Here is a 12,736-nt window from a genome sequence, read left to right on the forward strand (position 1 = left end):
GCTGAACGCAACACTGCAAGGCACAACAATGAGCCTGCGGGAGCCACCCATGCTGACGATCTACTCCGACGACCACCACCTGCACCACGGCCGCTGCGAACTGATGGACGGGCAACTGATGCCCTGTTTCGAGATGCCATCCCGTGCCGACCATGTGCTGCAACGGGTCAAGGACCGTGGACTGGGCCCGGTGCAGGCGCCACAGGACTTCGGCCTGGCGCCCCTGCAACGCATCCACAGCCGCGACTACCTCGACTTCTTCAAGGGAGCCTGGGCGCGCTGGACCGAGTTCAACACGGACGGCGACCTGCTGCCCTACACCTGGCCCGCACGCACGCTGCGCCGGGTATTGCCCACCAGCCTGCATGGCCAGTTGGGTTACTACAGCTTCGACGGCGGCGCACCGATCACGGCCGGCACCTGGCAAGCGGCCTACAGCGCGGCGCAGGTGGCGCTCACCGCACAGCGGGCGATCCAGCAAGGCGCCCACAGTGCCTTTGCCTTGTGCCGCCCGCCCGGGCACCATGCCGCCAGCGACTTGATGGGCGGTTATTGCTACCTCAACAACGCGGCAATTGCCGCCCAGGCGTTCCTCGACCAAGGCCACAAAAAGGTCGCGATCATCGACGTGGACTACCACCACGGTAATGGCACCCAGTCGATTTTCTATGACCGCAGCGATGTGCTGTTCACTTCGATCCACGGCCATCCCGAAGCGGAGTTTCCGTTTTTCCTGGGGTATGCCGATGAGTTGGGAGAAGGCGCGGGCGAGGGTTTCAATTTCAATTACCCCCTGCCGGCCGGTTCCGGTTGGGGGGCTTGGAGCGCCGCACTCGACGCCGCCTGCCAGGAGACCGAACGCTACGACGCCGACATCATCGTGGTGTCCCTGGGTGTCGACACCTTCAAGGACGACCCCATCTCCCAATTCAAGCTCGACAGCCCGGACTACCTGGCCATGGGCCAACGCATCGCACGCCTGGGCAAGCCCACGCTGTTCGTGATGGAAGGCGGTTATGCGGTCGAAGAAATCGGCATCAACGCCGTCAATGTGCTCGAAGGTTTCGAACAACAAGGAGCCACCCGATGAAGATGCTCGCCTCCCTGGCCCTGTGCGCCGCCGTGTTGAGTGGTGCGGTGCAGGCCGAAGAAAAAACCCTCAAGGTCTACAACTGGTTCGACTACATCACCCCCAAGGCGCTGGAAGATTTCAAGGCGCAGAACCCCACGATCAAGCTGGTTTACGACATCTTCGACACCAACGAAGCCCTGGAAGCCAAGCTGCTCACCGGCAATTCCGGGTATGACGTGGTGGTGCCGTCCAACGTGTTCCTGGCCAAGCAGATCGAAGCCGGCGTGTTCCAGCCGCTCGACCGCAGCCAGTTACCCAACTGGAACCACCTCGACCCCAAGCTGATGAAACTGATCGAGGCCAATGACCCGGGCAACAAATTCGCCGTGCCCTACATGTACGGCACCATCCTCATCGGCTTCAACCCGGACAAGGTCAAGGCGGTGCTGGGACCGAACGCGCCGGTTGACAGCTGGGACCTGATTTTCAAGGAAGAGAACATCAGCAAGCTCAAGCAATGCGGCGTGGCTTTCCTCGACTCGCCGTCGGAGATCCTGCCCCTGGCCCTGCAGCACCTGGGCCTGGACCCCAACAGCAGCAACCCCAAGGACTACGTCAAGGCTGAAGCGCTGCTGATGAAGATCCGCCCCTACATCACCTACTTCCACTCCTCCAAGTACATGGCTGACATCGCCAATGGCGACATCTGCGTGGCCGTGGGCTATTCGGGCAGTTTTTCCCAAGCCGCCAACCGCGCCAAGGAAGCCAAGAACGGTGTGACCGTGGACATGCGCCTGCCCAAGGAAGGCGCGCCGATCTGGTTCGACATGCTCGCCATTCCCAAAGGCGCGCAGAACCCGCAGGACGCCTACACCTTTATGAACTACCTGTTGCAACCCCAGGTGATCGCGCCGATCAGTGACTTTGTCGGTTACCCGAACCCGAACAAGGACGCGACCGAGCAGGTTGACCCGGCCATCCGCAACAACGCCAACCTGTACCCGACCGAGGCGGCCATGGCCACCTTGTATACGTTGAAGCCCTTGGGGCGAGATGCGGAACGGGCACGGACGCGCGCGTGGACCAAGATAAAATCAGGCACTTGATCGAGCCTGTTTTCTTCTAGGCATAACCTGTGCGGGAGCGAAACACACGCTCCCGTATGGCTACACAACGTCCAGAAAAATCCGCCGACCCGACGGTGTACTGATCGGCCCGCGATAGACCTGCGTGTTGCGCCCGGCATCCCTTTGCGCCTGTTCGAAGACGCGGCCCATTCTGCGCTGGGCGGCCAGCTTCAAGTGGGCCTTGGAGGGCTGGTCGGGTGGTGTCTGAAGCAAGGGGTAATGAAAGTGGGCGTACCACAGGGGACGGTAGCCGGCCAACACGTCCACCACTTCGAACTCCTGCAGATAGTCCACCGTGCCATCGATGGTTTCTTGTACGCGGCCGTTGACCCGGCGGATACAGACGGCCTGCTGCTCAAGCAGGTACTGCACATCCCCTACGGTAGGGGTCTGGCTGAACCGGGTCAGATCGATTCGCAGGCGATGCCCCTTGATCCGTAGCTGAAGGGCCTTTGCTCGCAATTGGCTGAGCAGCGCGGCAGAGTCGGCGGTACTGAGGCGTTGGGTGAATTGCGCTAGCACGGTGGCTGCGCCGTCCAACCTGCGAGCCTCATGCTCGAACTGCTCCTCGACTTCAACAGGCGGCGTACCGGGGCGTATGGCCTCGGCTTCCAACGTGCTGGCGCGAGCCAGTGAGGCCCTCGCCGCATCAAATGCTTTACGCCCGCGAACACTCAACCCCTCCACCTCGCGCTTGAGCCGGGGCGCACGGCGAATGCCCCAGACACCTTCGGCATTGGCGACGATATCCGGCCCCACTGTTTCCGGACTATCGGGGCTGTCGACCAAGCGATGAACCGGGACGTTGATGTTGATAACGGGGCTGATACGGTTGTGCGACAACACGTTAAAGTGGTTTTCGTCCTTGTTGTAGACGAGCACGGTATTGAACAGGTGCAGGCCTTTATGGACGCCCTCACGAATCAGCTCTCCCACCCGAGACGGGCGGCGAATATCAGCCAAGCGAGACTGCTGGGCCACCGAGAGCGTCTGGCGGGCACCGGCCCAATAGGTATCCAGCCGCTTGAAGCGTGGGTGCGCCGGCACGGGCTCTGCGCCCGGTAACGCGGCGGGATAAACCAGCAGCAGGGCGACAGAACGCATGCGGCCAATCCCGTCGCGCCAGGGCGCATCAGCGTTCACGGCCAGCAACGCGTTGAGCGGGCCGTCGACCTGCGCCTGGCTGGCCTGGAACAGTTCAACAAACGGTTGCTGCAGCACGGGCCCCGACGCGGGTGGGGTCGCCACCTGCTGGAAAACCTGCGCCGACCGCGGCCGAAAAACCAACCAGGGCCCTGCCTCATCGTTCTGTGCCCCGATCAGGTAGCCCGACTCATCCATCAAGCGCCTGAAAACCATCTGCTCGCCCTGCACAAAGCGATGGGTCGCGTAGGTTCTCACCGCCGCACGCAGGCGCTGATACCCCTCAAGCGTAACGCCGGCCCTCGCCTGAAGGCTGTATTCCAACGCGACCCGACGCAGTTGCAGCGCCATGTCCTGGGTAAAGCAGGCTTCGTGCGCACTGTCATCGGCCGGCAGCGCTGTGAGCAGGTGTGGCGCGCAGTATTTCTGGTGGGCACCGGCCATCGCCATCAGCCACTTGCTGTAGGCCAACCGGCCTTCAGGCGAGGCATCTTTGAGCCACAACGGCAATGTCTGGTGCAGCGCCTCTTCTTCAGGGTCCTGCTGGAAGAAATCACGGAACCGAGTCACCCAAGCCAGTTGCCGATCCAACGGCCCTAGGCGCGGTGGGTCATTGAGGTCAATCGCGTCGATACGTTGCAGCATCACTTCCAGTGCACACAACGCCCAACCTTCAAAAACGTCATGGTCTAGCCGGTCCGCGTTTTCCAGCACCTCGGGCGGCAGGGTGGGTGCAAACACCTCAAGGCCATTTGCCACGGAGTAGATCAGGGCGGTGTCGACACCCACGATCGCCAAGGCGAGATCGTTGTGGCGCCGCACGCCATAGGCCTCAATCGTCGGCGCTCGCTCACCGCTATCAGGCAAGGTGAGCACCGCCTGGAGCAGGCGGCGGATAGTCGGGTCTGTCTGTTTACGCAAAATTTTGCGCAACCGCTGCGCAAGTATTTGCGCCAACTGCTCCCAGCGATTGCTCGACGCGGTGTCGGGTCCGCAGAAAAAATCGATCAACTGCTCGGCGTAATACTCCAGCACGGACTCGGGGTCCTCATCGAGCTGGGTTTGTGTCACGCCGAGTGTGCCGAGGGTCGGGCGCAAGGCGAACAGTTGGCTGATGCGCAGTTGCAGCGAATCGACCGAGGGTGATGGGGAAAGTGGGTCGGGCATGATCGTCTACCTTGGGCAATACATAGGAAACCCTCACGGTATGGGTCTCGTTACCCGACAGGACGGTAGTTAATTACCCAGCCTGCCAACCCTCACGCAGACGCTTCAACGCATGCGCAATGTCCACCTCCGGTACGGCAGCAAACCCCATCACCAGGCCCGCGCGCTGGTCAGGGGGGGTGCAGGACTGTGGCAACCAGTAACTGCTCAAGCCGTTGACCTCGACACCCACCTCGCAGGCCTGGGCAAGCAGTTGCTGTTCACGCGCCAGGCTGTCCACCCGCACGGTCAAGTGCAGCCCCGCCGCCACGCTGGGCAGTTCGCCGACACCCGCCAACCCACTTGGCCAGCCTGCCAGCAACGTGTTGCGCCGGCTCAGGGCCGCACGGCGCATGCGTCGGATGTGCCGCTGGAAGTGCCCGGCCGCCATGAACTCGGCCATCACAGCCTGGGTGCTGACCTCGGAGTGACGCATGTCCACAGCACGGCGCCGGGAGAACGCATCGACCAACCCCTGGGGCAACACCAGGTAGCCCAGGCGCAAGGCCGGAAACGCCACCTTGCCGAAAGTGCCGACGTAGAGCACACGCCCGCTGCGGTCCAGGGCTGCCAGGGGCGATAACGGCGCACCGCTGTAGCGGTACTCGCCATCGTAGTCATCCTCGATGACCCATCCACCCGTACGCTCGGCCCAAGCCAGTAGCTCCAGGCGCCGCGCCAGACTCATCACCACACCCAGCGGGTACTGATGGGACGGCGTGACATACGCCACCCGGCAGTCCGCCAGGGTATTGAGCACCTGGCAGTCGATCCCTTCACTGTCCACCGGTACGCCGTGCAGGCGCCCGCCAGCCAGGGCGAACGCATGGCCCGCGGCTCGGTAGCCGGGGTTTTCCACAGCCACGCCATCGCCAGGCTCTACCAGCAACTGTGCACAAAGGCTGATGGCCTGCTGCGCGCCGCTGGTGATCACAATTTGTTCAGCGGTGCACTGCATGCCTCGTGAGCTGCGCAGGTAGGCCGCAATCAAGCCACGCAAACGGCTGTCACCTGCCGGGTCGCCATAGCAGAGCTGTTCCAAGTCTGGCTTGCGCCAGAATGCCCCGTTGAGCTTGGCCCAGACGTCGAATGGAAACAGATCGAACGCCGGGACACCGACCCGAAATGCCCGTGGCGGCCCTGCGGGAGGCAGCGACAGGTGGTTGGTTTTTATACGCGCCAAGCCCGGACTGTGGATAACTTCGCTGTCCAGATCTTCGGGCAAATCAGCCCATTTTGTGGATAAGGCTGGGGATAAGCCTGTTGAAAACCCTGTGGACAGTTTTGTGGATAATTTTTTTGTCGTCGGTAATTGAGCTACATAAGTGCCATCCCCCACCCGACTTTCGATAAATCCCTCTGCATACAGCTGGTCATACGCGCGTACCACGCTGTTGCGCGAGATCGACAACGCCGCCGCCAAGTCACGGGTCGCCGGCAAACGCGTGCCGCTGACCAACCGCCCGTCCAGCACGCGCTGGCGCAGGGCTTCATATAACTGGCGAGTCAGGCCCTGGCGGCGATCCAGCTCGATACCGGCAGGGTTGAAGGACAGTGGCGGTGTGATCGGCGGCATATTGGACCTATGAAATTGGCCTTAGATGGCTCTTACAACGAACCATTAGCCTGCCTAGGATGCAGGCATTCGCCAAGGAATATTTCCATGTACACACCCCGCGCCTTTGCCCTCGACGACTTGCCCGAACTGCAGCAACTGATCCAGCACACCCGCCTGGCGCAGTTGGTGACCTTTGGTGAGCAAGGCTTGCAAGCCAGTCATCTGCCGCTGCTGCTCAACCCCGATGAGGGCCCGAACGGCACACTGTACGGCCACCTGGCCAAGGCCAATCCGCAGTGGAAAGACTTGCAGAACGGCAGCGAAGCCCTGGTGATCTTCGCGGGCGCCGAAGCCTACGTCAGCCCAGCGTTTTACCCGGCCAAGGCCGAGCACGGCAAAGTCGTACCCACCTGGAACTACATTGCCGTGCACGCCTACGGCAAGGCCGAGGTGTTTACCGATGCCGAACGGTTGCTCGCAGTGGTCAGTGCGTTGACCGATCGCCACGAAAATGACCGTGCCCAGCCGTGGAAAGTCAGCGACGCCCCGGCCGACTACATCGACGGCATGCTCAAGGCCATCGTCGGCTTTGCCTTGCCGGTCGAGCGCCTGCTCGGCAAGCGCAAACTCAGCCAGAACCGCAGCCCGGCCGACGTTGCCGGCGTACGCGAAGGCCTGGCCGCCAGCAGCGATGTGCGTGACCAGACCCTCGCCCGCTTTATTCCCCAAGGAGTTTCAGAATGAGCCAGATCGACATCCGCCAGGTCACCGCCGCCGACTACGCCGCCTGGCTGCCGCTGTGGCAGGCGTATTTGAAGTTCTACGCGACCGAACTGCCAGACGCTGTCACCCAAAGCACCTGGCAGCGCCTGATCGACGCCCATGAGCCGACCCATTCCGCATTGGCCTGGCAGGACGGCAAGGCCGTGGGCATGGTCAATTTCATCTACCATCGCTCCAATTGGAGCATCGAGAATTCCTGCTACCTGCAGGACCTGTTGGTGGACCCGGCTCAGCGCGGCACCGGTGTGGGCCGCAAGCTGATCGAGTTCGTCTACGCCACCGCCAAGGCCGACGGCTGCTGCAAGGTGCATTGGCTGACTCACGAAACCAATGCCACGGCGATCCAGCTGTACGAACGCATCGCCGAACGCCCGGGCTTCATTCAATTTCGCAAAGGCCTCTAAGGAGCGCAGCATGTCCACTTCCCTCACCGACTGGAAAGGCGTCCCCGCCCCTACCGTGCAACGGCTCGAAGGGCGCTTTATCCGCCTGGAAAAACTCGACCCCGCGCGCCATGGCGATGACTTGTTCCAAGCCCTGCAAGGCCCCGGTGCCGACCCCAAGCTGTGGGATTACCTGCCTTACGGGCCGTTCCCCGAGCGCGCCGCGTTTGATGCCTGGCTCGACAACCATGCCCAGCACGCCGACCCGTATTTCTTCAGCGTGATCGACCGCGCCACCGGCCAGGTGCAGGGCATCCTCAGCCTGATGTCCATCGTGCCGGCCCAGGGCCGAATCGAAATCGGCCACGTCACCTTCGGTGCGCCCATGCAGCGCTCGCCAAAAAGCACCGAAGCGGTGTACCTGCTGGCCAAACATGCGTTCGAGCAGGGCTACCGTCGCCTGGAGTGGAAGTGCAACAACGGCAACGCCCGCTCCAAATATGCGGCTGAACGCCTGGGCTTCAGTTTTGAAGGCGTGTTCCGCCAACACATGGTGGTCAAGGGCCAGAACCGCGACACGGCGTGGTATTCGATTATCGACTCGGAATGGCCCAAGGTGGGGGCGGGCTTTGAGGAATGGTTGTCGGAGGGGAATCAGAGGGGTGAAGGCCAGCTGAAAACCTTGGCCGAGTGCCGGGCCTAGCGCCTTGTACGGTTCCCACAAAAGTGGGAACCGTTCTGTCACACCTCCCGTCGTACCTTCACCACCCCCATTTTCAGCCCGAACGGCCTGAACACGGCATTCAGCGACTTCAGTGTCTGATTGCCTTCACCATGCTCAATATGCACCAAGGTGCGCACGGAGATTTTGCACATCCTGGCGAACTGGCTTTGGTGTAGCCCGGTGACTTCGGTGCGAAGACGGCGTACGGCCTCACCCAACTCAAGTGTGCCCTGCGCCAAGCCCAGCTCAACGTCTTCAATGACCTGTGCACGCTGGTCAATGGAAATACTCATCTCAACCCCCACTCAGCCAAACGCCGGTCCAGCTCACGCAGCGCGATACGAGGATGATTCAGGGTGACCTCCGGCAGGCCGCTGGCGACGAGGATGTCGGGCAAGGCTCGCAGACGCTGCGCCTCTTCACGAAGGCGTTCATAAACCAAGCCAGGGTCAACCACCGGCGAAAGCACGTTGCAAACGCCTCGCCAATCAATGTCCCCCGCAACTTCCAGTGCCCCCGGCCACTTCGTGGTACGGGTGATGCCTTCATCATCCATGACCATTGGGGCCAGGTCGTAGATAGGCGCAAGGCGCAAGCTGTCGGCCCCCCTGATAATGGAGGTATTGCGCCCATGGTTATCGGAGTTACCGAGGATTTTATTCAGCAAATCACGACGCAGGTAATCGACGACAAGATCAGTGATTTGCTCGCTCTGACCGGCGGTTTTCCAAAGACTGGCCAGCAGTTGCACAACCTTTACATGATCCATGGAACTGCCGGGCGCCGTATTGCCCGCCGCCGAATAAATCGACTCCACCGCAAAACGCTCTACGCCCTGGTCACTGACAGCACGATCAAAGCGGTGCATCCACAAACTCGGCTTGCTGGCCTCTTCCAACGCGAGCCCTTCTGCTGCAACCGTTTCAATGCCCAGCACCTGCAATGCCTTGTAGAAGTGGTACTCGCTCCTGAGGATGTCCTGATCGCGCTGCAAGCCTTGGTTGCGGGCGAACTTGATAAACCAGTGCTGGGTAACGTGTGCATCCTCCAGGACCGCATCGGGGTACAGCAGCCCGTCATGGCTCTGAGCAAGCAGCAATTTTGGGGCTTCGCCACCCGCCCCCGTGGCGCCGCCAATGGCAGCGCCCTGCTCATAAGCGTACTCAAGAAAGCGGTTATCGCGTTCAACGACCTCTTTGCGCGCAAAGCCGACGACAGGGCGATGTGCCTCTGCACGCCCAGACTCCTTGATGCGCATATGGCCGATAGGCGCGGGCGTACTGCGCGCCAGCAGGAACAGGTCCGCACTGAGGTTGTCGGGTTTTTCTGCGCCAATACGGTTCAGGAGAAAGCGTTTTGCAGCACCTGCCGGAGCAATGTCGTACAGAAACGCGGGCGCCTGATTGAGCGACTCCCGCCCCCAGGTAGGCGGTACTCGTACGCTGACCGCCGTGGAAAACAACGTCTCAATGTGGTCCAGATGATTCTCCAGGTAGACGCTCTCGTAGGCGTAGCGACAAGGGCCGGCGAAACCGGCTTGTGGCTCGGTAAACTCCAGAATCATCGCGTCCTGCCAGACATCGGCATCGAACACCTGAAGCGTCAATTTGAATGCGGCGTCGATCTGCAATTTAATGCACCTTAAATCATCTTGAGGGCGGCCAATCTGCAATATAGTGCATAAATTCGAAAACTGCCGAGCAATTAGCGCAATATAATGCATGCGCATACCCTATATGCCACGGACGTAAGCAATAAACTGCAGATTTACAAGCCGTCACCTCTCCGACACATTCCTGTAAACACCCTCCGCTATACAGGTCGACTCGTTTCTTATAACAAGGTCGTCCGTCATGCCCCCGTCGCCCCACCGTCTTGCGTTGGCCATCACTTTATTGGCTGGCAGCGGTTTCGCTGAAGCAGACCCCGCGCCGCCGAAGAACCTGCAAATCACTGCACCCACGACCACCGGGCAAACCCTGGGTGGCAGTGATGCGTTGACCACCTCAGCCACCGGCAGCATCACCACGTCCGGCGTGGCGGTGACCTTGAAGGACGGCACCAGCGGTGCGGGCGTGGTGATCACCAACGCAGGCAAGCTGGTGTCCAGCGGCGGTCGGGGTATCGACAGCTCGGGGACGATTACCGGCGCGCGTAACTACAGCATCTACAACCTTGCGGGCGGCGTGATCCAGGGCGCCAATGATGCGCTGCGCATCAACAGCAATTTCGCCAGCGGCACGTTGTTGATCGACAACAGTGGCACCATTCGCTCGGCCACCGGCCAAGGGCTGGACCTGGATGCGATCCGCAGCAACAACGTCACCACCACCATTATCAACCGCGCAGGCGGGCTGATTCGCGGCGACGCCAGTGACGGCATGAAGACCGGCGCCAACGCCAGCATTACCAACTACGGTGAGATTTCCACGGGCAACACCTTCTCCCGCGATGACAAGTTCGACGGCGTCGATATCGATTCCGCCACCGGCGTGACGGTGACCAACTACGGCCTGATTTCCGGTGGCCGTCACGGCATCACCACCGACCTGGGCGCCACGCTGACCAACTACGGCACGGTGATCGGCCGTAACGGTTCGGGTTTTGGCTCCGACGGCGACGGCACGGTGATCAACCATGGCACCATCACTGGCGCATTTTCCGGGCTGCAGCCGGACGGCGACGGCGATGGCGTGGACATCGACAAGATCGCCCACATCGAAAACTACGGCATCATCCAGGGCGTCGGCGCAGGTGGCGTCGACAAGAACGGCTTTGCCAACGGCAGCGAAGGCATCGCCCTGGGGGGCGGCACGGTGTACAACGCCAAGGGCGCGCTGGTCAGCGGCGCCAACAACGCGATCCTGGTGGACGACGGCAGCGACGGCCCAGGCCTTGCCGCCACCACCCTGGAAAACCATGGCGTCATCCAGGGGCTGAATGGCTTTGGCGTGAAGTTCGTCGGCAACTTTGCCGACACCGTGATCAACGACGGCACCATCCGTGGCAGCAACGGCCTGGCCCTGGACCTGGGTGGCGGCGACGACAAACTGGTGTTGCTGGCGGGCAGCCGGTTTGTCGGCACAGTCGATGGCGGCGCGGGGTATGACCGCGTCACGATGGACGACGCCGCAGGCGGCAGCTTGGGTGACAGCCGCAACTTCGAGTGGCTGGACGTCAAGCAAGGTACCTGGACACTCACCGGCAGCGGTGATTTCAGTGACGGCGGCGAGATTTTCAGCGGCGCCACACTGATCAACCAGGGCGGTATCGCGGGCAACGTGACGGTCGACGCTGGCGGTGTGTATGCCGGCAACGGCTCGGTAGGCGGCCTGACCGTCAACGGTACGCTGCAGGCCAATACCACCCAGGGCCCTATCACCATTACCCGCGACCTGACCCTGGGCAGCCATTCGGTGTTGGCACTCAGTGGCAATTCACCGTGGCAAGGCCATTACACGTTGCTGCAAGCCGGCAACATCACCGGGCAGTTTGCGAAGGTCACCAGCGACTATGCGTTCCTGACCCCTACCCTGGACTACAGCACCACCCAAGTCGGCCTGACCTACACCCGCAACGACGTCAGCTTCAACAGTTTCGCCAGCAGCGCCAACGGCAGCAGCGCCGCCAACGGCTTGGCCGGCCTGGGCAAGGATAACGCGCTGTATAACGCCTTGATCACCAGCACGAGCGCTACCGCGGGCGCGGCCATCGAGCAACTGGCCGGCAGCAGCACCGCCAACCTCACCAGCGCTACCCTCGGCGCCAGCGCCCAGGTGGGCGGCAGCATGCTCGCGGCGATGCATCAACTGGGCGGTGGCGCGGGCTTGCTGGTGGGGCTCGATAGCCGTGACACCCCTGTACTCGCGGCCACCGGTGTGCCCGCCGAGGCGCGCAACCTCAACGACCCGAACGCTCGCGGCCGCCTGTGGCTGCAAGGCATCGGCAGCTACGGCAAGCTGGACGGCGAGCACGGCAACAGCGGGCTGACCCAACGTACCAAAGGCAGTGTGCTAGGCGCCGACTGGGCACTGGACAGCGACTGGCGCCTCGGTGTGCTGGGTGGCTATTCCAAGACCGACCTGGACACCACCGGCGTTGACGGCAGCGTCGACAGCTGGCACGCCGGCGTCTACGCCCTGCGCCAGAGTGGCCCCTTGGCCTTGCGCCTGGGCGCGGCCTACAGCGGGCACCAGGGTGATAGCAAACGCACGGTGGCCTTCAACGGGTTCAGCGACACACCCAAAGGCGACTACGACGCCAACAGCCAACAAGCCTTCGCCGAACTGGGTTACGCCATGGGCAGCGGCCGTCTGAGCGCCGAACCGTTCGCCAACCTCGGCTACCAGCGTTACCACCGTGACAGCTACAACGAAAAAGGCGGCGCCGCCGCGCTGCATGTCGACGGCCAGACCCAGGACAACGTCAACAGCACCCTGGGCCTGCGCCTGGCGCATCTGAGCCAGTTGGAAAACGGCATCAGCTTCACTCCGAGGGTCAGCGCAGGCTGGAAGCACACCTACGGCGATGTCGACAGCAACACGCGCCAAGCCTTCGTCGCGGGCGGCACCGCGTTCAATGTCGAAGGCAGCGCCTTGGACCGCGACAGCCTGCTGCTGGAAGCCGGCCTGGACGTCGGTTTGTCAGCCCGCCACACCCTGGGCCTGGGCTACAACGGCGAGATTGGCAGCAACAGCCGCAACCACGCGGTGATCGGGCAATGGCAGATGAGTTTTTAAT

At 62.1% G+C, this 12,736-nt stretch carries 10 protein-coding genes; 6 read left to right on the forward strand and 4 right to left on the reverse strand.

Going from position 1 to position 12,736, the window contains the following annotated elements; genetic code table 11:
• Window positions 1–49 precede the first annotated feature (49 nt).
• Window positions 50–1,090: a histone deacetylase family protein gene (locus HX803_RS10850; RefSeq protein WP_178920441.1), complete on the forward strand. Its 1,041-nt coding sequence runs from the start codon at window positions 50–52 to the stop codon at window positions 1,088–1,090.
• Complete coding sequence (locus HX803_RS10855; protein ID WP_178920443.1) at window positions 1,087–2,178, forward strand: polyamine ABC transporter substrate-binding protein; 1,092 nt, start codon at window positions 1,087–1,089, stop codon at window positions 2,176–2,178. Before HX803_RS10850 ends, HX803_RS10855 begins: the two co-directional genes overlap by 4 nt.
• Window positions 2,179–2,238: 60 nt before the next feature.
• On the opposite strand, the gene HX803_RS10860 is transcribed toward HX803_RS10855, so the two are convergent.
• Window positions 2,239–4,509, reverse strand: a complete 2,271-nt coding sequence (locus tag HX803_RS10860) for a hypothetical protein (protein WP_178920444.1) — start codon at window positions 4,507–4,509, stop codon at window positions 2,239–2,241.
• 73 nt (window positions 4,510–4,582) lie between these two features.
• Window positions 4,583–6,124 (reverse strand): PLP-dependent aminotransferase family protein, encoded by a 1,542-nt coding sequence (locus HX803_RS10865; protein WP_178920446.1) that lies wholly within the window; start codon window positions 6,122–6,124, stop codon window positions 4,583–4,585.
• 87 nt (window positions 6,125–6,211) lie between these two features.
• Between HX803_RS10865 and HX803_RS10870 the strand changes: the two genes are divergently transcribed.
• From HX803_RS10870 to HX803_RS10880, 3 genes are read left to right on the forward strand one after another with little or no spacing between them, the layout of a single operon-like run.
• Window positions 6,212–6,850, forward strand: coding sequence for an FMN-binding negative transcriptional regulator (locus HX803_RS10870; protein WP_178920448.1), 639 nt, complete (start codon window positions 6,212–6,214; stop codon window positions 6,848–6,850).
• The gene (locus HX803_RS10875) at window positions 6,847–7,293 is read left to right on the forward strand and encodes a GNAT family N-acetyltransferase (RefSeq protein WP_178920450.1); all 447 of its coding nucleotides are present in this window, start codon (window positions 6,847–6,849) and stop codon (window positions 7,291–7,293) included. The genes HX803_RS10870 and HX803_RS10875 overlap by 4 nt, the downstream gene beginning before the upstream one ends.
• Window positions 7,294–7,303: 10 nt before the next feature.
• Window positions 7,304–7,975 carry a GNAT family N-acetyltransferase gene (locus tag HX803_RS10880; protein ID WP_178920452.1) on the forward strand — a complete coding sequence of 224 codons (672 nt, stop codon included), beginning with the start codon at window positions 7,304–7,306 and terminating at the stop codon, window positions 7,973–7,975.
• Window positions 7,976–8,013: 38 nt separating this feature from the next.
• On the opposite strand, the gene HX803_RS10885 is transcribed toward HX803_RS10880, so the two are convergent.
• Together HX803_RS10885 and HX803_RS10890 are read right to left on the reverse strand one after the other, a co-directional pair.
• Window positions 8,014–8,289, reverse strand: a complete 276-nt coding sequence (locus HX803_RS10885; protein ID WP_176994518.1) for a helix-turn-helix domain-containing protein — start codon at window positions 8,287–8,289, stop codon at window positions 8,014–8,016.
• A complete protein-coding gene (locus HX803_RS10890; protein WP_178920501.1) occupies window positions 8,286–9,560 on the reverse strand; it encodes a HipA domain-containing protein in 1,275 nt (424 codons plus the stop codon). The genes HX803_RS10885 and HX803_RS10890 overlap by 4 nt, the downstream gene beginning before the upstream one ends.
• A gap of 289 nt (window positions 9,561–9,849) precedes the next feature.
• Between HX803_RS10890 and HX803_RS10895 the strand changes: the two genes are divergently transcribed.
• Window positions 9,850–12,735 (forward strand): autotransporter domain-containing protein, encoded by a 2,886-nt coding sequence (locus HX803_RS10895; RefSeq protein WP_178920454.1) that lies wholly within the window; start codon window positions 9,850–9,852, stop codon window positions 12,733–12,735.
• Window position 12,736 lies beyond the last annotated feature (1 nt).

The organism is Pseudomonas sp. P7548 (assembly GCF_013386585.1).
Taxonomy (GTDB): domain Bacteria; phylum Pseudomonadota; class Gammaproteobacteria; order Pseudomonadales; family Pseudomonadaceae; genus Aquipseudomonas.